Annotated in this window: 26 protein-coding genes; 11 read left to right on the forward strand and 15 right to left on the reverse strand. The window is 55.2% G+C overall.

Features of this window, described 5'->3' with window-relative positions; translation table 11 throughout:
* Window positions 1–22: 22 nt before the first annotated feature.
* The 5 genes from secG to rlmE all read right to left on the reverse strand — a co-directional run bounded on the left by secG (window position 23) and on the right by rlmE (window position 5,481).
* Complete coding sequence (gene secG, locus AC2AXP_RS19560) at window positions 23–358, reverse strand: preprotein translocase subunit SecG (protein WP_004955910.1); 336 nt, start codon at window positions 356–358, stop codon at window positions 23–25.
* Between the two features lie 236 nt (window positions 359–594).
* The gene (glmM, locus tag AC2AXP_RS19565; RefSeq protein ID WP_004955912.1) at window positions 595–1,932 is read right to left on the reverse strand and encodes a phosphoglucosamine mutase; all 1,338 of its coding nucleotides are present in this window, start codon (window positions 1,930–1,932) and stop codon (window positions 595–597) included.
* A gap of 4 nt (window positions 1,933–1,936) precedes the next feature.
* Window positions 1,937–2,773 (reverse strand): dihydropteroate synthase, encoded by an 837-nt coding sequence (folP, locus tag AC2AXP_RS19570; protein WP_004955914.1) that lies wholly within the window; start codon window positions 2,771–2,773, stop codon window positions 1,937–1,939.
* Window positions 2,774–2,863: 90 nt separating this feature from the next.
* Window positions 2,864–4,795, reverse strand: coding sequence for an ATP-dependent zinc metalloprotease FtsH (gene ftsH, locus AC2AXP_RS19575; protein WP_004955915.1), 1,932 nt, complete (start codon window positions 4,793–4,795; stop codon window positions 2,864–2,866).
* Window positions 4,796–4,851: 56 nt separating this feature from the next.
* The gene (gene rlmE, locus AC2AXP_RS19580; protein ID WP_088499850.1) at window positions 4,852–5,481 is read right to left on the reverse strand and encodes a 23S rRNA (uridine(2552)-2'-O)-methyltransferase RlmE; all 630 of its coding nucleotides are present in this window, start codon (window positions 5,479–5,481) and stop codon (window positions 4,852–4,854) included.
* 143 nt (window positions 5,482–5,624) lie between these two features.
* Between rlmE and yhbY the strand changes: the two genes are divergently transcribed.
* The gene (gene yhbY, locus AC2AXP_RS19585) at window positions 5,625–5,918 is read left to right on the forward strand and encodes a ribosome assembly RNA-binding protein YhbY (protein WP_004933536.1); all 294 of its coding nucleotides are present in this window, start codon (window positions 5,625–5,627) and stop codon (window positions 5,916–5,918) included.
* Between the two features lie 114 nt (window positions 5,919–6,032).
* Here yhbY and greA read toward each other — a convergent pair whose 3' ends face one another.
* Complete coding sequence (gene greA, locus AC2AXP_RS19590; RefSeq protein ID WP_004955917.1) at window positions 6,033–6,509, reverse strand: transcription elongation factor GreA; 477 nt, start codon at window positions 6,507–6,509, stop codon at window positions 6,033–6,035.
* 256 nt (window positions 6,510–6,765) lie between these two features.
* Between greA and dacB the strand changes: the two genes are divergently transcribed.
* From dacB to pmrB, 3 genes are read left to right on the forward strand one after another with little or no spacing between them, the layout of a single operon-like run.
* Window positions 6,766–8,199, forward strand: a complete 1,434-nt coding sequence (dacB, locus tag AC2AXP_RS19595) for a serine-type D-Ala-D-Ala carboxypeptidase (RefSeq protein WP_273870636.1) — start codon at window positions 6,766–6,768, stop codon at window positions 8,197–8,199.
* A 24-nt stretch (window positions 8,200–8,223) separates the two neighbouring features.
* Window positions 8,224–8,886 (forward strand): two-component system response regulator PmrA, encoded by a 663-nt coding sequence (gene pmrA, locus AC2AXP_RS19600; RefSeq protein WP_004955919.1) that lies wholly within the window; start codon window positions 8,224–8,226, stop codon window positions 8,884–8,886.
* Window positions 8,883–9,947: a two-component system sensor histidine kinase PmrB gene (gene pmrB / locus AC2AXP_RS19605; protein WP_004955921.1), complete on the forward strand. Its 1,065-nt coding sequence runs from the start codon at window positions 8,883–8,885 to the stop codon at window positions 9,945–9,947. Before pmrA ends, pmrB begins: the two co-directional genes overlap by 4 nt.
* Before the next feature lie 69 nt (window positions 9,948–10,016).
* Here pmrB and cgtA read toward each other — a convergent pair whose 3' ends face one another.
* The 4 genes from cgtA to rplU all read right to left on the reverse strand — a co-directional run bounded on the left by cgtA (window position 10,017) and on the right by rplU (window position 12,999).
* Window positions 10,017–11,189: an Obg family GTPase CgtA gene (cgtA, locus tag AC2AXP_RS19610; RefSeq protein ID WP_004955923.1), complete on the reverse strand. Its 1,173-nt coding sequence runs from the start codon at window positions 11,187–11,189 to the stop codon at window positions 10,017–10,019.
* A gap of 16 nt (window positions 11,190–11,205) precedes the next feature.
* Window positions 11,206–12,177 carry a DMT family transporter gene (locus AC2AXP_RS19615; protein ID WP_004955924.1) on the reverse strand — a complete coding sequence of 324 codons (972 nt, stop codon included), beginning with the start codon at window positions 12,175–12,177 and terminating at the stop codon, window positions 11,206–11,208.
* A 235-nt stretch (window positions 12,178–12,412) separates the two neighbouring features.
* Window positions 12,413–12,670 carry a 50S ribosomal protein L27 gene (gene rpmA / locus AC2AXP_RS19620; RefSeq protein WP_004955926.1) on the reverse strand — a complete coding sequence of 86 codons (258 nt, stop codon included), beginning with the start codon at window positions 12,668–12,670 and terminating at the stop codon, window positions 12,413–12,415.
* A 17-nt stretch (window positions 12,671–12,687) separates the two neighbouring features.
* Window positions 12,688–12,999: a 50S ribosomal protein L21 gene (rplU, locus tag AC2AXP_RS19625; RefSeq protein ID WP_004955927.1), complete on the reverse strand. Its 312-nt coding sequence runs from the start codon at window positions 12,997–12,999 to the stop codon at window positions 12,688–12,690.
* A gap of 268 nt (window positions 13,000–13,267) precedes the next feature.
* Between rplU and ispB the strand changes: the two genes are divergently transcribed.
* Complete coding sequence (ispB, locus tag AC2AXP_RS19630) at window positions 13,268–14,239, forward strand: octaprenyl diphosphate synthase (protein ID WP_039991271.1); 972 nt, start codon at window positions 13,268–13,270, stop codon at window positions 14,237–14,239.
* A gap of 13 nt (window positions 14,240–14,252) precedes the next feature.
* Here ispB and AC2AXP_RS19635 read toward each other — a convergent pair whose 3' ends face one another.
* Window positions 14,253–14,648, reverse strand: coding sequence for a DNA-binding protein (locus AC2AXP_RS19635; RefSeq protein ID WP_004955930.1), 396 nt, complete (start codon window positions 14,646–14,648; stop codon window positions 14,253–14,255).
* A 180-nt stretch (window positions 14,649–14,828) separates the two neighbouring features.
* Here AC2AXP_RS19635 and AC2AXP_RS19640 point away from each other — a divergent pair, with 180 nt between their 5' ends.
* Window positions 14,829–15,089 carry a helix-turn-helix domain-containing protein gene (locus tag AC2AXP_RS19640; protein ID WP_004955931.1) on the forward strand — a complete coding sequence of 87 codons (261 nt, stop codon included), beginning with the start codon at window positions 14,829–14,831 and terminating at the stop codon, window positions 15,087–15,089.
* A gap of 67 nt (window positions 15,090–15,156) precedes the next feature.
* Here the strand turns inward: AC2AXP_RS19640 and mdh are convergent, their stop codons facing one another.
* Window positions 15,157–16,095, reverse strand: a complete 939-nt coding sequence (gene mdh, locus AC2AXP_RS19645) for a malate dehydrogenase (protein WP_004955932.1) — start codon at window positions 16,093–16,095, stop codon at window positions 15,157–15,159.
* Window positions 16,096–16,560: 465 nt separating this feature from the next.
* Between mdh and argR the strand changes: the two genes are divergently transcribed.
* From argR to yhcN (AC2AXP_RS19660), 3 genes are all read left to right on the forward strand, one after another.
* Window positions 16,561–17,031 carry a transcriptional regulator ArgR gene (argR, locus tag AC2AXP_RS19650; RefSeq protein ID WP_039991272.1) on the forward strand — a complete coding sequence of 157 codons (471 nt, stop codon included), beginning with the start codon at window positions 16,561–16,563 and terminating at the stop codon, window positions 17,029–17,031.
* Between the two features lie 416 nt (window positions 17,032–17,447).
* Window positions 17,448–17,711, forward strand: coding sequence for a peroxide/acid stress response protein YhcN (gene yhcN / locus AC2AXP_RS19655; protein ID WP_039991273.1), 264 nt, complete (start codon window positions 17,448–17,450; stop codon window positions 17,709–17,711).
* 133 nt (window positions 17,712–17,844) lie between these two features.
* Window positions 17,845–18,108 (forward strand): peroxide/acid stress response protein YhcN, encoded by a 264-nt coding sequence (yhcN, locus tag AC2AXP_RS19660; RefSeq protein WP_039991274.1) that lies wholly within the window; start codon window positions 17,845–17,847, stop codon window positions 18,106–18,108.
* A 212-nt stretch (window positions 18,109–18,320) separates the two neighbouring features.
* On the opposite strand, the gene mpl is transcribed toward yhcN (AC2AXP_RS19660), so the two are convergent.
* Window positions 18,321–19,700, reverse strand: coding sequence for a UDP-N-acetylmuramate:L-alanyl-gamma-D-glutamyl-meso-diaminopimelate ligase (gene mpl, locus AC2AXP_RS19665; protein WP_004955939.1), 1,380 nt, complete (start codon window positions 19,698–19,700; stop codon window positions 18,321–18,323).
* 170 nt (window positions 19,701–19,870) lie between these two features.
* Here mpl and fbp point away from each other — a divergent pair, with 170 nt between their 5' ends.
* Window positions 19,871–20,875 (forward strand): class 1 fructose-bisphosphatase, encoded by a 1,005-nt coding sequence (gene fbp, locus AC2AXP_RS19670; protein WP_004955940.1) that lies wholly within the window; start codon window positions 19,871–19,873, stop codon window positions 20,873–20,875.
* A 110-nt stretch (window positions 20,876–20,985) separates the two neighbouring features.
* Here the strand turns inward: fbp and AC2AXP_RS19675 are convergent, their stop codons facing one another.
* Window positions 20,986–22,539 (reverse strand): methyl-accepting chemotaxis protein, encoded by a 1,554-nt coding sequence (locus tag AC2AXP_RS19675; RefSeq protein WP_004955941.1) that lies wholly within the window; start codon window positions 22,537–22,539, stop codon window positions 20,986–20,988.
* A 245-nt stretch (window positions 22,540–22,784) separates the two neighbouring features.
* Between AC2AXP_RS19675 and ppa the strand changes: the two genes are divergently transcribed.
* Window positions 22,785–23,312 carry an inorganic diphosphatase gene (ppa, locus tag AC2AXP_RS19680; RefSeq protein WP_004955942.1) on the forward strand — a complete coding sequence of 176 codons (528 nt, stop codon included), beginning with the start codon at window positions 22,785–22,787 and terminating at the stop codon, window positions 23,310–23,312.
* A 55-nt stretch (window positions 23,313–23,367) separates the two neighbouring features.
* Here the strand turns inward: ppa and AC2AXP_RS19685 are convergent, their stop codons facing one another.
* Window positions 23,368–23,715 (reverse strand): gamma-glutamylcyclotransferase family protein, encoded by a 348-nt coding sequence (locus AC2AXP_RS19685; protein ID WP_050763093.1) that lies wholly within the window; start codon window positions 23,713–23,715, stop codon window positions 23,368–23,370.

The raw sequence follows: 23,715 nt of genomic DNA on the forward strand, positions 1-23,715 counted from the left end.
AAACACGTTTACTGCTGACGGCTTATTGCGGGATATCGCTGCTCGGCTTGGCTGGTGCTGCCGGCGCGGTAGTCTGCTCGGTTTTAACCGGCTGACCCAGGTTTTCCCACTCGCTGCCTTTTTGGCTCTGGTTGCTGCTCAGGTTGCCCAGGATCAGACTAATGACGAAAAACAGCGTCGCCAAAACAGCCGTCATGCGGGTCATGAAGTTACCGGAACCGCTCGAACCGAACAATGTGCCAGACGCACCTGCTCCGAATGAGGCTCCCATATCAGCGCCTTTACCTTGCTGCAACATGATCAGAGCCACAAGCCCGATCGAAATCAGCAGGAAAATTACCAGAAGAGCTTCGTACATAGTTGTACCCGTATCCTTGCGGCTTCACCGCGTGCCAAATGCTTCTCACCCCAAATGCTTCTAAACGAAGTCGCAGGCGTTGTTATCAACGGCCTACTGAAGCGGGTGTGAATACTAACCAAAGCCGTCAAACCGTGCAAGGGCAATTTGCTGCGGCAGGCGCGTTTGCGGAAAAAAACAGCAAACGCGCCACGCCCAGTGGCTCAAATATTCGACAAGGCAGTTAACCGCCTGTTTTAACCCGCAGATTTTACCGCTTCGGCGATGCGGTTGGCCAGTTCGGTCACCTGTTGTTCATCTTCGCCTTCCACCATCACGCGGATCAGCGGCTCGGTACCGGATTTACGCAGCAGCACGCGGCCGCGCCCCGCCAGTTCAGCTTCCACCGCTTCGGTCACTTGTCGTACCGATTCCGACTCGAGCGGGTTGTGCTCGCCGGTGAAACGGACGTTAACCAGGATCTGCGGCAGTAATTTCATGCCGCTGCACAAATCGTGCAGGCTCATGTTGTTGCGCACAATGGCGGTCAATACCTGCAGACCGGCCACGATACCGTCACCGGTGGTGGTCTTGTCCAGCAGAATCACGTGACCGGAGTTTTCCGCCCCGATGCGCCAGCCCAGCTCTTGCAGTTTTTCCAGCACGTAGCGGTCGCCCACCTTGGCGCGCGCAAACGGAATGCCCAACTGCTTGAGCGCCAGTTCCAGACCCATGTTACTCATCAGCGTGCCGACGGCACCGCCGCGCAACTGGCCCTGACGCAGCCCTTCGCGGGCAATGATATACAGGATCTGGTCGCCATCGACCTTATTGCCCAGGTGATCAACCATCATCACCCGGTCGCCGTCGCCGTCAAATGCCAGTCCGACGTGCGCCTTTTCGGCCAGCACCCGCTCTTGCAGTTGACGAACGTCGGTTGCACCGCACTGTTCGTTGATGTTCATGCCGTCCGGCTCACAGCCGATGGCAATCACGTTGGCGCCCAGCTCACGCAGTACGCTCGGCGCGATGTGATAGGTGGCGCCGTTGGCGCAGTCCACGACGATCTTCAGCCCCTTCAGGCTCAGCTCGCTTGGGAAGGTGCCTTTACAGAATTCAATGTAGCGACCGGCAGCATCAATAATGCGGCTGGCCTTGCCGAGCTCCGCAGACTCGACGCAGGTCAGCGGTTTTTCCATTTCAGCTTCGATGGCTTCTTCAACGTGATCCGGCAACTTGGCACCATCGATCGAGAAGAATTTGATGCCATTGTCATAATACGGGTTGTGCGACGCGGAAATGACGATACCGGCTTCGGCACGGAAGGTACGGGTCAGATAGGCAATCGCCGGGGTTGGCATCGGGCCGGTAAACGACGCGGACAGCCCTGCCGCCGCCAGGCCGGCCTCCAGCGCCGATTCCAGCATATAGCCGGAAATACGGGTATCTTTGCCGATGATGATTTTGCGTGAGCCATGGCGTGCCAGCACTTTCCCTGCAGCCCAGCCGAGCTTAAGGACGAAATCCGGCGTGATCGGACTGTCACCGACCTTGCCACGGATGCCATCGGTACCAAAATATTTACGCTCGCTCATGTCTCTACTGTCCCTTAGCTGAAAGTGTTGCCTCGACGACGCGCATCGCCTCGACGGTTTCTTTAACGTCATGTACCCGGATGATCTGTGCGCCTTGCATCGCCGCGATCACCGCGCAGGCCACGCTGCCGGTAACCCGCTGTTCTGGCGGCACGTTCAACAATTGCCCAATCATCGATTTACGCGACATGCCCACCAACAGCGGTAGGCCGAACTGGTGAAATTCGGACAACCGTGCCAATAGCTGGTAATTATGCGCCAGATTCTTACCGAAACCGAAGCCCGGGTCGAGCAACAATTTCTGTTTTGCTATGCCCGCCGCAGTACAACGCGCGATATGCTGCTGGAAAAAGGCCATCACGTCGCCCATCAGGTCATCATAGTGCGGCGCCTGCTGCATGTTGCGCGGCTCGCCCTGCATGTGCATCAGACATACCGGCAGGCCACTGTCGATCGCTGCCGTCAGCGCTCCCGGTTCCTGCAAGGAACGCACATCGTTGATCAGATGCGCACCGGCGTTGGCGGATTCACGAATCACCCCCGGTTTGGAGGTGTCCACCGAAATAAACACCTCAAAGCGCCGGGCAATCGCCTCAACCACCGGCACCACGCGCGCCATCTCTTCGTCCTCGCTGACCTCTGCCGCGCCTGGTCGGGTCGATTCACCGCCCACGTCAATCATCGTCGCGCCGGCAGATATCAATCCATGGGCATGCAACAAGGCATCATTCAACGTGTTGTGTTTGCCGCCATCGGAGAAGGAATCCGGGGTAACGTTGAGAATGCCCATCACCCGCGGATGGGAGAGGTCGAGCGTCATGTCGCGCACGGTTAACTGCATCGTTGTTCTACCTTACTGTTGCTGTTCCACTGCCTGTGGGCAATAAAAAACCCCGGCATGCCGGGGTTTGATGTTATTACACAGTCGATGTTACTTGTCGAGCTGTTCAGACATGGTATTGCCTGGATTTGGCGTGCGAGGATCATCAACCGGCGTCGGGGCTTTTGGTGTGCCGCCGTTGTCGGAGTTGTTGCCTTTGCTCGCATCGTCCCAACCCGCTGGCGGACGCACGTCCTTACGGTTCATCAGGTCGTCAATCTGCGGCGCGTCGATGGTTTCGTACTTCATCAGGGCATCCTTCATTGAGTGCAGGATGTCCATGTTTTCCATCAACAGCGAACGCGCGCGGGTGTAGTTGCGTTCGATCAGGGATTTGACTTCCTGGTCGATGATACGCGCGGTTTCATCAGACATGTGCTTCGCCTTGGCCACGGAACGACCCAGGAACACTTCGCCCTCTTCTTCGGCATACAGCAGTGGCCCCAGCTTCTCGGAGAAGCCCCATTGGGTCACCATGTTGCGCGCGATGGAGGTCGCGACCTTGATGTCGTTCGAGGCACCGGTAGACACTTTTTCCGGCCCGTAGATGATTTCTTCCGCCAGGCGACCACCGTACAGGGTAGAAATCTGGCTTTCCAGCTTCTGACGGCTGGCGCTGATCGCGTCCCCTTCCGGCAGGAAGAAGGTCACACCCAGCGCGCGACCACGTGGAATAATCGTCACCTTGTGCACCGGATCGTGTTCCGGAACCAGGCGGCCGATAATCGCGTGCCCCGCTTCGTGATAGGCGGTCGACTCTTTCTGCGCTTCGGTCATTACCATCGAGCGACGTTCCGCGCCCATCATGATTTTGTCTTTGGCTTTTTCGAACTCGACCATCGACACCACGCGTTTGTTGCCACGGGCAGCGAACAGCGCAGCTTCGTTGACCAGGTTGGCCAGATCGGCACCGGAGAAACCCGGGGTACCGCGAGCGATAACCGACGCGTCGATATCTGCCGCCAATGGCACGCGACGCATGTGCACCTTCAGGATCTGCTCACGGCCACGCACGTCCGGCAAGCCGACTACCACCTGACGGTCGAAACGGCCTGGACGCAGCAACGCCGGGTCAAGCACGTCAGGACGGTTGGTTGCCGCGATGACGATGATGCCTTCGTTGCCTTCAAAACCGTCCATCTCAACCAGCATCTGGTTCAGCGTCTGCTCACGTTCATCGTGACCGCCACCCAGACCGGCGCCACGCTGGCGACCGACGGCGTCGATTTCATCGATGAAGATGATGCAAGGCGCGGCTTTCTTCGCCTGTTCAAACATGTCGCGAACGCGGGATGCACCCACACCGACAAACATTTCCACGAAGTCGGAACCGGAAATGGTGAAGAACGGTACTTTCGCCTCGCCGGCGATGGCTTTCGCCAGCAACGTCTTACCGGTACCCGGAGGGCCAACCATCAGCACGCCTTTCGGGATCTTGCCGCCCAGTTTCTGGAATCGGCTCGGTTCGCGCAGGTAGTCAACCAGTTCGCTCACTTCTTCTTTTGCTTCGTCGCAGCCGGCAACGTCGGCAAAGGTGGTCTTGATCTGATCTTCAGTCAGCATACGAGCCTTGCTCTTGCCGAAGGACATCGCGCCCTTGCCGCCGCCGCCCTGCATCTGCCGCATAAAGAATATCCAGACCCCAATCAGCAACAGCATCGGGAACCACGAAATGAAGATAGAAGCCAGCAAACTCGGTTCTTCCGGCGGTTCACCGACAACTTTCACATTCTTCGTCAGTAACGTATCCAACAGCTTGGGATCGTTGACGGGGATATAAGTCGTGTATCGGTTACTATCTTTCTTGGTAACGTTGATCTCACGTCCGTTGATTCGCGCTTCGCGAACCTGATCTTGGGTCAGTTCGGACATGAAGGTAGAGTAATCCACCCTACGGCCATTCGACTCGCTGGGCCCAAAGCTCTGGAATACAGACATCAACACTACCGCGATGACTAACCAGAGAATTAGGTTTTTCGCCATGTCACTCAAGGGATTAACCTCATATTACAACTGTGTTAACAAACAGCGTTAGGGTACTACAGTTTGCGCCCTGTCGCTACAATGTACACTTCGCGCGAACGGGCGCGGGAAGCGTCTGGCTTACGAATCTTAACCTTCGTAAACAGGGAGCGAATTTCCCGTAGGTACTCGTCAAAGCCATCTCCCTGGAACACCTTCACCAGGAAACTTCCGCCTGGTGCGAGGACATCACGACACATTTCCAGTGCTAATTCCACCAGATACATCGATCTTGGAATATCGACCGCCGGGGTGCCACTCATATTCGGGGCCATGTCAGACATGACCACCTGAACCTTGCTTTCACCTACACGATCCAACAGCGCCTTTAATACCAGTTCATCACGAAAGTCGCCCTGGAGGAAATCGACGCCAACGATAGGATCCATTGGTAAAATATCACAGGCGATGATCCGCCCGGTACCGCCGATCTGGGTAACGACATACTGCGACCAGCCACCTGGCGCCGCCCCCAAATCCACTACCGTCATACCCGGTTTAAACAGTTTGTCGCTTTGCTGTATTTCATCAAGTTTAAACCAGGCACGAGAGCGCAGCCCTTTTTTCTGCGCCTGTTGTACATATTTATCGCTAAAGTGTTCTTGAAGCCAGCGACTGGAACTCGCCGAACGCTTTTTATTTGCCATCTCGTTTTCCAACTATCCTAAAAAGAGTCTTATGTCAGGTTCGCTGCTCACGTAGACTCTCATCGGTGAAGACCGATTTGGTGATACACATGAGATGGCGGTAGAATGTACCGTTTTCAATCCCAACTTAAGCAAAAAAGACAATGAATCTGAATAATAAACAAAAACAGCACCTGAAAGGCCTGGCGCATCCGTTAAAACCGGTTGTCATGCTGGGTAATAACGGTCTCACCGAAGGGGTGCTGGCTGAAATTGAACAGGCTCTGGAGCACCACGAGCTGATCAAAGTAAAAATCGCTGCTGAAGATCGCGAGACCAAAACCCTGATCGCCGATGCTATCGTGCGTGAAACGGGTGCCTGCAACGTGCAGGTTATCGGTAGTACGCTTATTCTTTACCGCCCTTCCAAAGAGCGCAAGATCAGTCTACCGCGTTAATTGACGCCAGTTTAACGAAAAGGTGCCATGCACCTGCGTCAGATAAAAGGCCGCCATGCGGCCTTTTTCTTTTCTTTACAAAACCCTGCCGAACTTCTGACCAGCCTTGGTCAATCAGAGGTATTCCACCTTCAGGATTTCGTAGTCCACGTCGCCGCCGGGGGTTTTGATCACCACCACGTCGTCCTGTTCTTTACCGATTAAACCACGCGCCATCGGCGAATTGACCGAAATCAGATTTTTCTTGAAATCGGCTTCATCGTCGCCAACGATGCGGTAGGTCACTTCGTCTTCGCTATCCAGATTCATCACCGTAACGGTGGAGCCAAAAATCACGCGGCCGGTATTGGGCATTTTGGTGATATCAATCACCTGGGCGTTGGACAGTTTGGCTTCGATTTCCTGGATACGACCTTCACAGAAACCCTGCTGCTCACGCGCCGCATGATATTCGGCATTTTCTTTCAAATCGCCGTGTTCGCGCGCTTCCGCAATGTCAGCAATGATTTTCGGGCGGCGCACGCTCTTCAAATATTCAAGTTCTTCGCGCAGTTTTTCAGCGCCAAACAAGGTCATCGGAATCTGTTTCATAATTTCACTACCTCTAAATCTTTCCTGTTCAAATAACCGTCATCCTGACGTATTCGTATGAAAACACGGATGGCTACCGCCAGCCGCCTCCAGGCGATAAACAAAAGAAGCCTGACTCGGAACTGTTGCCCAAGTCAGGATCGATTTTGCATTTTGATACGCATTTTAGCGTAGAGTTCCTTGAGGGTCATCGTTTACTTTTTCCCTGAATGCGCCGTAGTATGGCGGCACGTTACCCAGCAGCTATTCCGAGATTATGCGTTTTTCACGAATTGTCAGTGCATTGGCTTGCGCATTTGTTCTAAATGTAAATGCGGCCCCGGTTGAAGATTACACACAATATTTGCCTGATGGGGCCAACCTTGCCCTGGTAGTTCAGAAGATCGGCGCACCGGCGCCGATCATCGATTATCACTCTCAGCAAATGGCCCTGCCCGCCAGTACCCAGAAGGTGCTGACCGCGCTGGCAGCCCTGTTGCAGCTCGGCCCGGACTATCGCTTCAGCACCACGCTGGAAAGCCAGGGCAACATCAACGACGGCGTGTTACAGGGCAACCTGATTGCGCGCTTCGGCGGCGATCCGACCTTTAAACGCCAAAGCCTGCGCAACATGGTCGCGGTGCTGAAAAAACAGGGCGTGCGGCAAATCACCGGCGACGTACTGGTTGATACCTCGGTGTTCGCCAGCCATGACAAGGCTCCGGGCTGGCCGTGGAACGATTTGACGCAGTGTTTCAGCGCCCCGCCGTCGGCGGCCATCGTTGATCGCAACTGCTTCTCGGTATCATTGTACAGCGCACCGAAACCCGGCGACATGGCGTTTATCCGCGTTGCATCCTATTATCCGGTGAACATGTTCAGCCAGGTGCGTACCCTGGCCAAAGGCTCGTCAGACGCGCAATACTGCGAGCTGGACGTGGTGCCGGGCGAGCTGAACCGCTTTACCCTGACCGGCTGTCTGACGCAGCGCAGCGACCCTTTGCCGCTGGCCTTCGCCATTCAGGACGGCGCCAGCTATGCCGGCGCGATTTTAAAAGACGAACTGACGCAGGCCGGTATCCAGATTGACGGTCATCTGAAGCGCCAGACACAGCCAGGCATCAGTGGAACGGTGATCGCGCAGACCCAGTCAGCGCCGTTGCACGATCTGCTGAAGATTATGCTGAAAAAGTCCGACAACATGATTGCCGACACCGTATTTCGTACCATCGGCCATGAACGCTTCGGCGTACCGGGTACCTGGCGGGCAGGCGCCGACGCCGTGCGTCAGGTTCTGCGCCAGAAAGCGGGAGTAGATCTTGGCAACAGCATCGTAGTGGACGGCTCTGGCCTGTCGCGCCACAACCTGCTGGCGCCGGCCACCATGATGCAGGCATTGCAATACATCGCGCAGCACGACAGCGAGCTGAACTTTATTTCGATGTTACCGCTGTCCGGTTACGATGGCACCTTGCGTTATCGCGGCGGTCTGCACGAAGCCGGCGTCGACGGCAAGGTATCAGCGAAAACCGGGGCGCTGCAAGGCGTGTACAACCTGGCCGGTTTTATCACCACCGCCAGCGGTCAGCGTCTGGCCTTCGTACAGTATCTGTCGGGCTATGCGGTGCCACCAGAAGACCAGCGACAACGTCGTATCCCGCTGGTGCGTTTTGAAAGCCGGCTGTACAAGGATATTTACCAAAATAACTGAGTAGCACAATAACCGAGGCCCAGGGTGAAGTTACTGATCGTTGAGGATGATGAACTGCTGCTACAGGGTCTGGCCATGGCGTTGGCCAGCGAAGGCTATGCCTGCGACAGCGCCCTGAACGCCGCCGAGGCCAATGCGTTGATCGTCAGCAGTCAGTACAGCATGGTGATCCTCGATTTGGGTCTGCCGGATTTGGACGGCGCCAGTCTGCTGCGCCAGTGGCGCCGTCAGCATATCGATCTGCCGGTGCTGATCCTCACCGCCCGCGACGCGCTGGAAGACCGCGTCGACGGCCTGGACGCCGGCGCCGACGACTATCTGGTCAAACCGTTCGCATTGGTCGAACTGAAGGCGCGGGTACGCGCCTTGATTCGCCGCTATCAGGGCCACAGCGACAACCTGTTGCAACTCGATGACCTGACGCTAAACCTGTCCAGCCAGCAGGTGTATGTACAGCAACAGCCGGTGGACGTCACTCCCAAGGAATTTGCCATTCTGTCGCGCCTGATGATGCGCGCCGGGCAAACGGTCAATCGCGAGCTGTTGCAGCAGGATTTGTACACCTGGAACGACGACCTCGGCTCCAACACCCTCGAAGTACACGTCCACAATCTTCGCCGCAAGCTGGGTAAGGATCGTATCCGCACCGTGCGCGGCATTGGCTACCGTCTGGAATCCCTACCATGATCAGCATGCGCCGTCGTCTGCTGCTGATGCTGGCGTTGATCCTGTTGGTCACCCAGTTGATCAGCGCTTTATGGCTATGGCATGAAAGCCGTGAGCAAATCGGTTTTCTGGTCGATGAAACGCTGACCGCCAAGGTTCGCACCGAGCGGGTCGACAACGAAATCGCCGAAGCCATCGCTTCGCTACTGGCACCGTCGCTGATCATGATGATGGTGACGCTGTTGGCGTCGTTCTGGGCCATCAGCTGGATTATCCGGCCGCTCAACCAGTTGCAAACGCGTCTGGAGCAGCGTTCCGCCGATAACCTGTCGCCGCTGCCCGTCAACAGCGACAGTCGCGAAATGGTCGCGGTCACTACCGCGCTCAATCAGCTCTTTTCTCGGCTGGACAATACCATCCAACAAGAACGGCTGTTTACTGCCGATGCCGCACATGAGCTACGCACGCCGCTGGCCGGTATCCGCCTGCATCTGGAGCTGATGGAACAGCAGGGCGTCAAGGAAAGCACCTTGCTGATTGCCCGTATCGATCAACTGATGCACACGGTCGAACAGTTGCTGATGCTGTCACGTGCCGGGCAGAACTTCGCCGGCGGCCACTATCAGCGGTTCGACTGGGTGGATAACGTTATCCAGCCATTGCAGGAAGAATTGACCGAGTTGGCGGCGCAGCGCCAGCAGCGCCTGGAGTGGCAATTGCCGCCCGTTGCGCCGACCCGTGGCGATCCGGTGCTGTTACGGCTGCTGTTGCGTAACCTGGTGGAAAACGCCCACCGCTACAGCCCGCAGAACAGTAGCATTCAGGTACGGCTGACGCCGCAGGCTGAGGGGCATCTGTTGCAGGTGATCGACGCAGGGCCGGGGATCAAGGAAACCATGATCGGGGAAATCACCCAGGCGTTTCGCCGTATGGATCAGCGCTACGGCGGCAGCGGCCTGGGCTTGAACATCGTCATCCGCATAGTACAACTGCACCAGGGACGTTTGACGCTGGAAAACCGTAGCGACAGCCACGGGCTAAATGCCCAGTGCTGGCTGCCGAACGACGCGCTGAAGCCTTGATAACCCCGCCGACGCGCAAAAGAAAAGGCCCTGCATCACGCAGGGCCCTTTAATCATGACAACCGGTAATTACTTCTTGTAGATGAACTCGACGCCTTCGTCGTCTTCTTCATCCCAATCATCATCCCAGTCATCGTCCGCTTCGGCTTCCACTTCAGCGATCTGTTCACGGTGGTAGTCATCCCACATGAACTCCACTTTTTCCGGCGCGCTTTCTTCGATCGCCATCGCTTTAGGCTGGGTGTTGATAAAGTTCATCACATCCCAGCACAGTGCGTTGACGCCGGCGCGGTTGGCGGCGGAGATCATGTAGTACTTGCCTTCCCAGCCCATGCCTTCAACGATGGCCTTGGCACGCTCGGCGGCCTCTTCCTCATCCAGCAGGTCGACTTTGTTGAACACCAGCCAGCGCGGCTTTTGCGCCAGATTTTCGCTGTACTGGTTCAGTTCGTTAACGATCACGCGGGCGTTTTCAACCGGATCGGATTCATCGATCGGCGCAATATCCACCAGGTGCAGCAATACGCGGCAACGCTCCAGGTGCTTCAGGAAGCGAATACCCAAACCGGCACCGTCGGAAGCGCCTTCGATCAGCCCCGGAATATCGGCCACGACGAAGCTTTGTTCGTTGTCCATACGCACCACGCCCAGGCTTGGCACCAGCGTAGTAAACGGATAGTCCGCGACCTTCGGCTTGGCGGCGGAAACCGCGCGAATAAAGGTGGATTTACCGGCATTCGGCAGCCCCAGCATACCGACGTCAGCCAACAGTAACAGCTCCAGCAGCAGATCGCGCTCTTCGCCCGGCGTACCGTTGGTTTTCTGGCGCGGTGCACGGTTTACCGAGGATTTGAAACGGGTGTTGCCCAGGCCATGCCAACCGCCCTTGGCGACCATCAGACGCTGCTCGTGGCGCGTCATATCGCCGAGGATCTCGCCGGTGCCCTGATCTTTCACCCGGGTGCCCACCGGAACCTTGATGATAACGTCTTTACCGCGCTTCCCGGTACAGTCACGGCTCTGACCGTTCTGGCCACGCTCCGCGCGGAAAGATTTTTCAAAGCGGTAATCGATCAGCGTGTTCAGGTTTTCGTCCGCCAGCAGATAAACGTCGCCGCCATCGCCGCCGTCACCGCCATCTGGGCCGCCGTTCGGAATATATTTTTCGCGGCGGAAGCTGACGCAACCATTACCACCATCACCTGCAACGACCAAAATCGCTGCTTCATCTACAAACTTCATTTACCGTCTCCGTAAATCATTCACCGGGTTGCTTTAGAGGAGCAACCAGGCGGGGTTCTGCCCGTCGCGGCCACCACCGGTGACCAATTGCGGAAAACATGGCGCCGGCGACCACCACGAAAGCACCGACATAACCGACGACATTGAGCGTCGGTGCGGTGAATACCTGTGGCCAGGCCAACGCCAATAAATCTGAAAACAGCAGGGTAAACAGCGGAGTAAGCGTTACTAACGCACTCACCTGCGCAGCCTGCCAGCGCGCCATGGCTTCCGCCAGCGCACCATAGCCAATCAGCGTGTTGGCACCGCAAAACAGCAGACAGGCCAATTGCCAACTGCTGAGCTGGAAAATAACTGCCGGCTTCGCCAATGGGAACAACGCGATTGCACATAAAGTGTACAACATTACCAGGATCTGCGGCGAGGCCAATCGACGCAGCAAGACTTTCTGCGCAACGCCATAGGTGACCCAGACCATTGCCGCACACACCCCCAACAGCACGCCAAGCGTGTAATCCGTCAGGCGGGTGAAGATTTCGATCAGGCTGACGTTAAAGAACAGCATCAACCCGCAAATCAGCATCAAGGCGCCAATCACCTGGGTAATACGCATCCGCTCTTTTAAAATCAACACGCTGGCAAACATCATGCCGACCGGCGACAGCTGGCCGATAACCTGCGAAGCCGTCGGGCTGAGGTATTGCAGCGAAGAGCTGAAGAACACAAAGTTCCCCAGCAACCCGGCGGTGGCAATCACCAGTAACAGCAGCCAGCGCGGTTGGCGGAACATCTTGAGCGGCGGCAACCTGCCGCGCACCGCCAGAATCAGACCCAACCCGATGGCCGCCATGGTAAAGCGATACCAGACGACGGTAAACGGCTCCATCACCTGCAACACTTCCTTCATGGCGATCGGCAATGCCCCCCAGCAAACCGCCGTGGTCACCGCCAGAAAAATGCCAATACCGACCTGCTGTTTTGTTTCCATTCGTGATTTTTGCCTGCGCGCTGTCGGGCCGCTGCACAGCCCTATACCCTCATCGCAAGAAGCGTCAATTCGGTCGTAGACCGATTGATACGGCGTACCAACCCGTGGCCCGCAATCGCCTAAAGCGAGTTTCGGGCGCTGTTGGCGCGCCTGCAACCTGAATATGCCGGGTATAAATGTAAAAAGCCCCGCAACGAATTGCGGGGCTTACATCTATTTAGTAAGGCTCGGAAAATTATTCAGCGTCGATGCTGATGAATTTACGATTGCTCGGGCCTTTAACTTCGAATTTGACTTTACCGTCTTTCAAAGCAAACAGAGTGTGGTCTTTGCCGCAACCCACGTTGGTACCAGCGTGGAATTTGGTGCCGCGCTGACGAACGATGATGCTGCCTGCCAGTACTGCTTCGCCGCCGAAGCGCTTAACGCCCAGACGTTTGCTTTCAGAATCGCGACCGTTACGAGTCGAGCCGCCAGCCTTTTTGTGTGCCATTAATCCGCTCTCCTAACTTAAGCGCTGATGCCGGTGATTTTGACGTCAGTGAACCACTGACGGTGGCCTTGCTGCTTACGGTAGTGCTTACGACGACGAAACTTAACAATCTTAATTTTCTCGCCACGACCGTGAGCAACGACTTCAGCTTTGATCTTGCCGCCATCGACGAAAGGAACGCCGATTTTGATATCTTCGCCATTAGCGATCATCAGAATCTGGTCAAACTCAACCGCTTCACCAGTTGCGATGTCCAGCTTTTCCAAGCGAACGGTCTGACCTTCGCTTACTCGGTGTTGTTTACCACCACTTTGGAAAACCGCGTACATATAAAACTCCGCTTTCCGCGTGCTCAACCGTGTAGTACAGAGCGCGCTATAAATATTCACAATAGGGCGCGAATTCTACGCAAAAATACAGCACATGACAAGAGCAGAATCCGGCCTGAAGCAGAAAAAAGAAGAAAAAAAGCACAGTTTCTTTCCTGGCGTTTATCTGAGGCGTTTTTCAAGTACAATCAAGGAACAGTTACCGCCATGTACCGATGTGAGCAGCGATCTCAACGCGGTGAAGAGAAACACAGCTGAAAACAATACAATGAATCTAGAACAAATTACCGAGTTAACCGCGCAGGATATGGCGGCCGTGAACGCAACAATTCTTGAACAGTTGAATTCCGAAGTCACGCTCATCAATCAGCTTGGCTATTACATTATCAGCGGTGGCGGTAAACGCATTCGCCCGATGATCGCCGTACTGGCAGCTCGGGCGTTGCAGTATCAGGGTGATAAGCACATTACCGTTGCTGCGCTGATCGAGTTCATCCACACCGCTACTTTACTGCATGACGATGTGGTCGATGAGTCCGATATGCGCCGCGGCAAGGCAACCGCCAACGCGGCGTTCGGCAACGCCGCCAGCGTGCTGGTGGGCGACTTCATTTATACGCGCGCATTTCAGATGATGACCAGTCTGGAATCGCTGCGGGTGCTGGCGCTGATGTCGGAGGCGGTCAATGTGATTGCCGAAGGCGAAGTACTGCAATTAATGAACGTGCACGATCCGGACATTACCGAAGAAAGCTACATGCGGGTGATCTACAGCAAGACCGCGCGCCTGTTTGAAGCTGCCGCACAGTCTTCCGCCATTTTGTCCGGCGCCACAGAGGCACAGGAACAGGGGCTGCAGGATTATGGCCGCTATCTCGGCACCGCTTTCCAATTGATTGACGACTTGCTTGATTACAGCGCTGACGGCGTCACGCTGGGCAAGAACACCGGCGACGATCTGAATGAAGGCAAACCGACGCTGCCGCTGCTGCACGCCATGCACCACGGTAATGCGCAGCAGACGGCGATGATTCGCGGCGCCATCGAGCAGGGCAACGGCCGGCATTTGCTGGAACCGGTGCTGACAGCCATGGAACAGTGCGGTTCGCTGAGCTATACCCGCCAGCGGGCGGAAGAAGAAGCAGACAAGGCTATCGCTGCGCTGCATGTCCTGCCGCAATCACCGTTCCGTGATGCGCTGGAAGGCCTGGCGCATCTGGCGGTGCAACGGGATTTCTAGCAACGGGGTTTCCCTATCGTTTCTCAGGCTCGCTATCCGGGCCTGTCATCGCATCAGCGGTAGCCTCATCGCTGATGCGCGCCAACAGGCTGCCAATGCCTTCCCGCATCAAAAACGTCAATAACCGTTCGCGCTCGCTTTCCGTCATGCGGCGGAAACATTCGATCAACACCACCAACGAATCGTTGCGTTCAACCTGATAACCGGCTGGCTCTTCTTGCAATATCAGTAAATTACGCGCCGACAATGGCAGGCTGTCGATGTGATACTCCACCGCCTTACCCTGGACACCCTTGCGACGACGGCTAACCCATCCCTCACGGCGAGCCATTTGATTGATTCCCTGTGGTGAGGACGGTAACCCTGCGATGCCTATCAGCTCCTTGGCGGCAAACCACTCGTTTTTCATAACCTTTTTCTCTGGGAAATTATGTGGTCAACGCATTTTTAGGAAACCATTCCGCCATTTTCAGAAAACAATGGTATTCTGGTTTCCGTCTAAGCGTTTCATGTTGTGCGAACGATTAATACATGCCTGTTAGTTATACCACTAACGGAACTTTGACTAATCAAAAAAAGGAATGAAAACATGAATTCAAGGAGTCAGGATTGGCATCCGGCAGACGTTATTGCCGCATTACGCAAGAGAGGCACTACGCTGGCAGCGGTCTCGCGACGCGCCGGTTTAAGCTCGTCCACCTTGGCAAATGCCCTGTCGCGCCCATGGCCGAAGGGAGAATGGCTGATTGCCGATGCGCTGAGCATCCATCCGGCGGAAATCTGGCCGAGCCGCTATTTTGATCCCGATACTCATCAGCTGCTGGATCGCAAATCGCGGATGAAATCGTAATTGCGGGCAAAAAAAACCGCCGGAACGCTGTCCGGCGGCCTAACAAGAGTTTACTCAGAGCAAGCGATCACTTGTTGACGAAAGTCTCGCCCAGCTCGATATCTTTGCGCAGCGTGTCTAACATCTCTTCCAGCGCTTTTTGCTCGAACGCACTCAGGGTGCCGATGTCTTTGCGTTCTTCCACGCCGTTTTTACCCAGCAGCAGCGGTTGTGCAAAGAAACGGGCATATTTGCCGTCACCTTCTACATAGGCGCATTCCACCACCCCTTGCTCGCCCTGCAGCGCGCGTACCAGCGACAGACCGAAACGTGCCGCAGCCTGGCCCATGGACAACGTAGCAGACCCGCCGCCGGCTTTTGCTTCAACCACTTCGGTACCTGCGTTCTGGATACGCTTGGTCAAGTCCGCAACTTCCTGCTCGCTGAAGGTAACGCCAGGGATCTGGGACAGCAATGGCAGGATGGTCACGCCCGAGTGGCCACCGATTACCGGCACGTTCAGTTCTTCCGGCTTTTTGCCTTTCAGCTCGGCCACGAAGGTATTGGAACGAATGATATCCAGCGAGGTGACGCCAAACAGTTTGTTCTTGTCATACACACCGGCTTTTTTCAGCACTTCGGCCGCGATGGCAACCGTGGTGTTCACCGGGTTGGTGATGATGCCGATGCAGGCTTTCGGGCAGGTTTCCGCTACTTGCTGGATCAGGTTACGCACGATGCCGGCGTTGACGTTGAACAGATCGGAGCGATCCATCCCTGGTTTACGCGCCACACCAGCGGAAATCAGTACTACATCCGCACCCTGCAAGGCAGGTTTTGCGTCTTCGCCGGCAAAGCCTTTGATGTTCACTGCGGTTGGGATGTGGCTTAAATCGACGGCAACGCCTGGGGTTACTGGGGCAATGTCGTAGAGGGAGAGTTCAGAACCTGAAGGAAGCTGGGTTTTGAGTAGAAGGGCGAGGGCCTGGCCGATACCGCCAGCAGCACCGAGAACTGCAACTTTCATCCTATACTCCTTTATTATCTTAAATATAAAAGCGCCGTGAATTTCTGGGTACGGACCTTAGATTATTACACCTTTTAAAACAATCTCTTAACAGTTGGATTGAGAGCTGGCGCAACAAAATGGCCTCGATCGCGGACATTTTAGATTAAATAGCTTACGCATTAAGGGCATAGCGCACACTAATCGAAAATAGTGCGAGGTTATTCACGAGCAAGTTAACCGGCCGTTACATTACACCCTTACACAACATCAGAACAACATCATTTTAATAACATTTTCTTTACCGGGGAGGCAGCTTTCCCCCCTGGGTGAAATGGGCATATTCATGAGATACGGATTTTGTTAAAATGCCGCCCTTTCCTTATTGTCCGGGCTATTTTGATTTTTCCGGACACTGCCTTATTGCATAAAAATTCATTTATATGCATAATAATGAACTCTATTGTTAACATTCACCGGTGCAAAATGCGTAATCCCGCAAAGCAGGAAGATCTGATCAAGGCGTTTAAAGCGTTATTGAAAGAAGAAAAATTCAGCTCGCAAGGCGAGATCGTTTTGGCGCTGCAGGAAGAAGGCTTCGAAAACATTAACCAATCCAAAGTGTCGCGCATGCTGACCAAGTTCGGCGCGGTGCGTACACGCAATGCCAAAATGGAAATGGTTTACTGCCTGCCAGCCGAACTGGGCGTGCCGACCACCTCCAGTCCGCTGAAGAATCTGGTACTGGACGTCGACCACAATGATGCGGTGGTCGTTATCCATACCAGCCCGGGTGCAGCACAGTTAATTGCCCGTTTACTCGACTCGTTGGGCAAATCCGAAGGCATACTGGGCACCATTGCTGGTGATGACACCATTTTTGTTACCCCGGCCAACACCTTCAGCGCGCGTCAACTGTATGAAGCTATCCTGACGCTGTTCGAGCAGGAACTGTGATCGCCATGGCTAATAAAATGCGGCTCTCCGCCGCGTTTTGTTAGCTTTTGCTTAACCACCGCTTTACGTTGCCGGCACATTCCCCCTCTCGACTACCACGTATAACGCCGCACAACACCCCACCTGCGACACATTTCCATGACATTTATCCGTAACTAGTGATACCTGCTATTAATTTCCGCACTTTTGGTCAAAAGCACTTAGCTTGTTGAAATTACATCTAATTAACAATAAAAGTGTGTTTTATGAGCGCTTTTTATTCCATTTGGATATAAAAAATAATCAATATTATGCGTAAGTTTCACAAGAAACTGTTAGCTAACTATTAATTTTTCGCGTTACTAGATGTATACTCATTTCCGTGACGTAAATCACAGTTCATGCGAACTGACAAAAGAATTCGAAGAGGCAAAATCATGAAAGTTAAAACTACAGTAATGACGTTAGGCGTTCTATCCATGCTTTCTTTCGGTGCATTTGCAGCACAATCCGTTAGCGCAGATCAGGCAACCAAACTGCAATCCGCAGGCACCATTACCGTTAGCGGCGTTGCCGGCGCACCGTCTGATATTCGCGCAGCGCTGTCTGCCAAAGCGGATGCCCAAGGCGCGACCGCTTACCGTGTGATTGAAGCGCGTAACGAAGGCAACTACCACGCCACCGCAGAAATCTATAAGTAAGTCAGCAGTACCGGCATTACCCGACAACGGGCAATAAATCTCTGGAAAACAGCAGTACCTGTCACGGCCTTCAAGAATAAAAAACGCTAGCAAGCCCTTCCTGGCCGGGATGGATACCTCAAGGACCACCAACATGAACATGAAAATCACTCTCGCTGCGGTCAGCCTGCTCTCAGCCGTCAGTTTCGGTGCCAGCGCCGCTACGCTGGTGGACAATGCACAAGCCAGCAACATGCAGACCATCGGTACCATTACTGCCAGCGGTGTGACCGGCTCCCCTTCCGACATTCGTCAGGCGCTGTCTGACAAAGCCGACAAGCAAGGCGCCAAAGCCTATCGCGTTATCGAAGCCTACGAAAATGGCAACTGGCACGCGACGGCCGAAATTTACAAATAACAATTCAGAGAACGCGTTACCGAACTGATTACCCTCGTCACTGCCACTGCCGAGTTTGACGTCAACGCGAATTCTTTGAAGAAACCCCTCGTCGTCCTATCCGACGAACCCCATTGCCCCCGCTCGCGGGGGCTTTTTTATGGGTGTAAAAAAGGGCCGCAAGCGGCCCTGTCATTACGATCGTCGGGGTGACGGCGCCCCCCGATTGTCTGTCAGTAACCTTGCGGTGCGGCCGGCTTGTTGGCCAGTGCCGTCAACAGCTTGTCGTGAATACCGCCGAAACCGCCGTTGCTCATCACCAGAATATGGTCGCCCGGCTGTGCCGTTTTCACCACCATCTCTACCAGCGTATCCACATCGGCGCTCCAATGGGCCGGCTGTACACAGGCTTCGGCCACTTCCGCCACCTGCCAGGGAATATGGTGTGGCTGGAACAGGAACACTTCGTCGGCCCGCCCCAGCGACGGCGCCAGTTCGTTCTTGTTGATACCCATTTTCATGGTGTTGGAGCGCGGTTCCAGCACCGCCAGGATGCGTGCGGTACCGCCGACCTTGCCGCGCAACGCCGCCAGCGTTGCCAGGATCGCCGTCGGGTGATGGGCGAAATCGTCATACACCGTGACGCCATTGGCTTCGCCGCGCAGTTCCAGACGGCGACGCGCGTTGATAAAATCATTCAACGCGCGGCAGGCGTCTGCCGGCAGCACACCAACGTGACGCGCCGCAGCGATGGCCATCAGGCCATTATGCATATTGTGTTCACCCACCAGCGTCCAGTTGACCTCGCCCACCGTTTCGCCGTTGAGCTGCACCTCATAACGGCTGGCATCGGCGGTCAGTTTATTGGCGCGCCAGACGCCTTCTTCGCCTACCAGCTCCTGTTCGCTCCAGCATCCCATCGCCATCACCTGTTTGAGGTGCGGATCGTTGTCCGGCAGAATGATCTTGCCTTTGCCCGGTACCAGGCGTACCAGATGGTGGAACTGCTTCTGAATCGCCTTCAGATCGTCAAAGATATCGGCGTGATCGAACTCCAGATTGTTCATGATCAGCGTTCGCGGACTGTAGTGCACGAACTTCGAGCGCTTGTCAAAGAAGGCGCAGTCGTATTCATCCGCTTCAATCACGAAGAACGGGCTGCCGCCCAGGCGAGCAGACACCTCAAAGTTGCCCGGTACGCCGCCGATGACGAAGCCCGGTTGATAACCACAGGCTTCAAGGATCCAGGTGGCCATACCGGCGGTGGTGGTCTTGCCATGGGTGCCAGCGACGGCCAGTACCCAGCGATCGCGCAGCACATGATCGTGCAGCCACTGCGGGCCGGATACATAGGGGATCCCCTGTTCCAGCACCGCTTCCACGCACGGGTTGCCGCGCGTCATGGCATTGCCGATGATCACCATGTCCGGCGCCGGATCCAACTGTGCCGGATCGTACCCCTGGATCAAATCGATCCCCTGGTTTTCCAACAGCGTGCTCATCGGAGGATAGACATTAGCATCGGAACCGGTAACCTCGTGTCCAAGCGACCGAGCCAACATGGCCAGCCCACCCATAAAGGTGCCGCAGATGCCAAGAATGTGAATGCGCATAGGTTTCTCATTTGAGTACGTCGAATGTGCGCTTATTCTAACGCTCAGAATCGTCCAGAAGAAATGGATTTGCCTATGAATGGCGCAATGCTTTGGGCTACACTGCTGAGCGAAAACGTTGGCGGTTTGTTAACAAACCGCTATCCATCCGTAGATTCAGGGATTGTGTCATGAAAACGTTAGGCGAATTTATCGTCGAGAAACAGCACGACTTCTCTCACGCCACCGGCGAACTGACTGCATTGCTTTCCGCAATCAAGCTGGGCGCTAAAATCATCCACCGCGACATCAATAAAGCGGGTCTGGTGGATATTCTAGGCACCAGCGGCGTTTCCAACGTACAGGGCGAAGTTCAGATGAAACTGGACCTGTACGCGAACGAAAAACTGAAAGCCGCATTGAAAGCGCGCGGTGAAGTTGCCGGGATTGCGTCCGAAGAAGAAGACGAAATCGTGATTTTCGACGGCGAGCGTGCTGAAAATGCCAAATATGTGGTGCTGATGGATCCGTTGGACGGTTCGTCCAACATTGATGTCAACGTCTCTGTCGGTACTATTTTCTCTATCTATCGTCGCATCACCCCCGTCGGTACGCCTGTTACCGAAGAAGATTTCCTGCAACCGGGCAGCGCCCAGGTCGCAGCCGGTTATGTGGTTTATGGCTCCTCCACCATGCTGGTGTACACCACCGGTTATGGCGTACACGCCTTTACCTACGATCCGTCTCTCGGCGTATTCTGCCTTTCTCACGAGAAAGTGTGCTTCCCGGAATCCGGCAATATGTATTCGATCAACGAAGGTAACTACATCAAGTTCCCGCTCGGAGTGAAGAAGTACATCAAATACTGCCAGGAGCAGGATGAAGCCACTCAGCGCCCGTATACCTCACGCTATATCGGTTCACTGGTTGCCGACTTCCACCGCAACCTGCTGAAAGGCGGCATTTATATCTACCCAAGCACCGCCAGTCACCCGCAAGGCAAACTGCGCCTGCTGTATGAATGCAACCCGATGGCGTTCCTGGCCGAGCAGGCCGGCGGTAAAGCCAGCGACGGTAAAAACCGTATTCTGGATATTACCCCGCAGAAACTGCACCAGCGCGCACCATTCTTCGTCGGCACCAAATCCATGGTGGAAGACGCGGAACGCTTTATCGCCGAATACCCGGACGAATAAAGCCCCATTCAGGGCCGGCTCGTCCGGCCCGATATTCTCCCTGACGATCATGTCAAGCCGCGCTACCGCACGCCGCCGTCAACGCCGAACGGCCCTGCGCGAATGCCCAATTACACCTTGAACACCGACATGCTCTGCGCCAGCGCCTGCGCCTGTTCTTCCAGTGAACGCGTTGCCGCGGCGGATTCCTCCACCAGTGCAGCATTCTGTTGCGCCACCTGATCCATCTGCGCCACCGCGACGTTGACCTGCTCGATACCGCTGCTCTGCTCGCGGGTCGCCGCTGAAATCTCGCGCATCAAGGCCGTAACCCGTCCGACCTCATCGGCAATGCCGTTCATGGTTTTTGCGGCAGACTCGGCCATTTGCTCGCCTTCCTGCACCCGATTTTGCGATGCTTCAATCAGCCCCTTGATCTCTTTGGCCGACTGCGCGCTGCGCTGCGCCAGGCTGCGCACTTCGCCGGCCACCACGGCAAAACCACGGCCCTGCTCGCCGGCACGCGCGGCTTCCACCGCCGCATTCAGCGCCAGGATATTGGTCTGAAACGCGATACCGTCCATCACACTGATGATATCGGCAATGCGGCGCGAACTGTCGGTAATCGCCTGCATTTTATCTTTGACCTGACCGACCACCTGGCTGCCGCGATCGGCAATGTCAGACACGCTCAGCGCCAACTGGTTAGCCTGCTGGGCATTTTCAGCGTTCATTCTGACCGTCGAGGTCAGCTGTTCCATACTGGCGGCGGTTTCCTCCAGCGACGCGGCAGACTCTTCGGTACGTTGCGCCAAATGCACGTTACCGGCAGCCAATTCACGCGATCCAATATCAATCTGACTACTGGCGTCACGCACTTTGCTCACCGACAGCGCCAGCGATTGCTGCATGCGCTGCATGGCATGCGCCAGGCGCCCCATTTCAGTGGTGCCGCCGCCGTGAATGTTGCGAGTCAGATCGCCATTGGCAATCTGTTCCAGCTCGGCGATCGACACATCCAGCGGCCGCAGAATGATCACCCGCAGGGCGAACCAGGCCACTATTGCCAGCAGTACGCTGAGTACGCCGGCCGCCACGATCAACACAATTTGCGTACTGGCATTGCCTTCTGCCTCGTCCACCCGCTGCTGGCCGACCTGCATGGCAAAGCTGCGAAACTCGCCAAGATCGTTTTCAAACGCAATGCTCAACGTTGAGATGCGCGTTTCCTGAATGGCATAATAACCGGCGATATCACCGGCCTTGATGGCGTCTGCCATTGGCCTCACGCCCTGTTCCTGATAGGCCTGATAGCTGGCCTGCAGGCGTTTGGATAACGCTTTACCCCGTTCGGTCACCGTACCAACGCGGATAAAGCGCGCCATCTCCTGCTGCGACTGGTTCAGATAACCGTAGATACGGCCTACCGTAGCGTCAGACACCTCAATCTGGCCGGTTTCGCGCTGGCGCACCGCCAACGATGCTGCGGTACGTGCACGCAGCGTCAGGTTGGAACTGTTGGCCAGCGACCCCAGCTCTTCCCCCAGGATCTGGTTCAGCGTATGCAATGAACGCGAGCCCTGATTAATGGCGTTTACGCCGATCACGCTGACCATAATCAGCAATACCGTCATCAGTCCCAGCAAGGCAATCAGCCCGGCCTTGACCGTAATCTTGTTTAACATGTGTTCTTCCCGGCTTTAGACAATAGGTGTGGTAGAGGCAGAGGCAAGACACGGCGCACGCACCGTTATTATTTATTGGTTTTATCGGCGCCAAAGGGAAAAACTTGACGGCAACGGCGGATTATTCTGGAAATTCATGCTAGAGGAGGCGCGCGCGGTTACGCTGATGAAAAGGGCAGGAAATCGCAAAAGAGTCCGCTATAATACCCGGCACTCCATTTCTGGTTTGATTAAAGGAAACCGACATGAGCTTGAATCTGGTCCCTGCTGGCAAAGACCTGCCGGAAGACATCTACGTTGTTATCGAAATCCCGGCCAACGCCGATCCGATCAAATATGAAATCGACAAGGAAACCGGCGCACTGTTCGTTGACCGTTTCATGTCTACCGCGATGTTCTATCCGTGCAACTACGGTTACATCAACCACACTCTGTCACTGGACGGCGATCCGGTTGACGTCCTGGTGCCAACCCCGTACCCGCTGCAGCCTGGTTCCGTGATCCGCTGCCGTCCGGTTGGCGTGCTGAAGATGACCGACGAAGCCGGTGAAGATGCCAAACTGGTTGCGGTACCGCACAGCAAGTTGACCAAGGAATACGATCACGTAAAAGACGTGAACGACCTGCCAGAACTGCTGAAAGCCCAGATCGCTCACTTCTTCGAGCACTACAAGGATCTGGAAAAAGGCAAATGGGTGAAAGTGGAAGGCTGGGCCGATGCCGCCGCCGCCAAAGCCGAGATCGTTGCCTCCTTCGAGCGTGCCAAGAAGTAATTCTTCGCCCTGCCGATAGATGAAAAAACACCGCTCAATGAGCGGTGTTTTTTTATTACGCTTCGTCGTGACGCTTCAGCCAGTCACCGCTTTCAATCAGCGGATATCCCTCTACGCTGTGTCGATACAGGTAGATCCACGCAGTGCCATAAGGCGTCTGAATCAGCTCGCGCTTATAGTCCTTGGTGTTGCTTTTCAGTTCGTCAAGCTCTGCCAGAATCGATGAGTTGATACGATACACCTCACAATGTATCGTGCCCTCTCCAGGGATCGCCGCCGGGTAATGGCCCAGATTATAAATCTGATAACCGTCGAGCTCATGCTCGCCTAACCATTGGGCGTTAGTCATCCAATGGCTGTTTCCCTGTTTGCGTCGTAAACTGCCGTAGACAATTATTCGCAT

This window comes from Serratia sp. Sp408, assembly GCF_057180665.1.

Coding starts and splice junctions, on each gene's coding strand:
- secG (WP_004955910.1), bottom strand. CDS start 358: ATGTACGAAGCTCTTCTGGTAATTTTCCTGCTGATTTCGATCGGGCTT.
- glmM (WP_004955912.1), bottom strand. CDS start 1,932: ATGAGCGAGCGTAAATATTTTGGTACCGATGGCATCCGTGGCAAGGTC.
- folP (WP_004955914.1), bottom strand. CDS start 2,773: ATGCAGTTAACCGTGCGCGACATGACGCTCGACCTCTCCCATCCGCGG.
- ftsH (WP_004955915.1), bottom strand. CDS start 4,795: ATGGCGAAAAACCTAATTCTCTGGTTAGTCATCGCGGTAGTGTTGATG.
- rlmE (WP_088499850.1), bottom strand. CDS start 5,481: ATGGCAAATAAAAAGCGTTCGGCGAGTTCCAGTCGCTGGCTTCAAGAA.
- yhbY (WP_004933536.1), top strand. CDS start 5,625: ATGAATCTGAATAATAAACAAAAACAGCACCTGAAAGGCCTGGCGCAT.
- greA (WP_004955917.1), bottom strand. CDS start 6,509: ATGAAACAGATTCCGATGACCTTGTTTGGCGCTGAAAAACTGCGCGAA.
- dacB (WP_273870636.1), top strand. CDS start 6,766: ATGCGTTTTTCACGAATTGTCAGTGCATTGGCTTGCGCATTTGTTCTA.
- pmrB (WP_004955921.1), top strand. CDS start 8,883: ATGATCAGCATGCGCCGTCGTCTGCTGCTGATGCTGGCGTTGATCCTG.
- cgtA (WP_004955923.1), bottom strand. CDS start 11,189: ATGAAGTTTGTAGATGAAGCAGCGATTTTGGTCGTTGCAGGTGATGGT.
- AC2AXP_RS19615 (WP_004955924.1), bottom strand. CDS start 12,177: ATGGAAACAAAACAGCAGGTCGGTATTGGCATTTTTCTGGCGGTGACC.
- rpmA (WP_004955926.1), bottom strand. CDS start 12,670: ATGGCACACAAAAAGGCTGGCGGCTCGACTCGTAACGGTCGCGATTCT.
- rplU (WP_004955927.1), bottom strand. CDS start 12,999: ATGTACGCGGTTTTCCAAAGTGGTGGTAAACAACACCGAGTAAGCGAA.
- ispB (WP_039991271.1), top strand. CDS start 13,268: ATGAATCTAGAACAAATTACCGAGTTAACCGCGCAGGATATGGCGGCC.
- AC2AXP_RS19635 (WP_004955930.1), bottom strand. CDS start 14,648: ATGAAAAACGAGTGGTTTGCCGCCAAGGAGCTGATAGGCATCGCAGGG.
- AC2AXP_RS19640 (WP_004955931.1), top strand. CDS start 14,829: ATGAATTCAAGGAGTCAGGATTGGCATCCGGCAGACGTTATTGCCGCA.
- mdh (WP_004955932.1), bottom strand. CDS start 16,095: ATGAAAGTTGCAGTTCTCGGTGCTGCTGGCGGTATCGGCCAGGCCCTC.
- argR (WP_039991272.1), top strand. CDS start 16,561: ATGCGTAATCCCGCAAAGCAGGAAGATCTGATCAAGGCGTTTAAAGCG.
- yhcN (WP_039991273.1), top strand. CDS start 17,448: ATGAAAGTTAAAACTACAGTAATGACGTTAGGCGTTCTATCCATGCTT.
- yhcN (WP_039991274.1), top strand. CDS start 17,845: ATGAACATGAAAATCACTCTCGCTGCGGTCAGCCTGCTCTCAGCCGTC.
- mpl (WP_004955939.1), bottom strand. CDS start 19,700: ATGCGCATTCACATTCTTGGCATCTGCGGCACCTTTATGGGTGGGCTG.
- fbp (WP_004955940.1), top strand. CDS start 19,871: ATGAAAACGTTAGGCGAATTTATCGTCGAGAAACAGCACGACTTCTCT.
- AC2AXP_RS19675 (WP_004955941.1), bottom strand. CDS start 22,539: ATGTTAAACAAGATTACGGTCAAGGCCGGGCTGATTGCCTTGCTGGGA.
- ppa (WP_004955942.1), top strand. CDS start 22,785: ATGAGCTTGAATCTGGTCCCTGCTGGCAAAGACCTGCCGGAAGACATC.
- AC2AXP_RS19685 (WP_050763093.1), bottom strand. CDS start 23,715: ATGCGAATAATTGTCTACGGCAGTTTACGACGCAAACAGGGAAACAGC.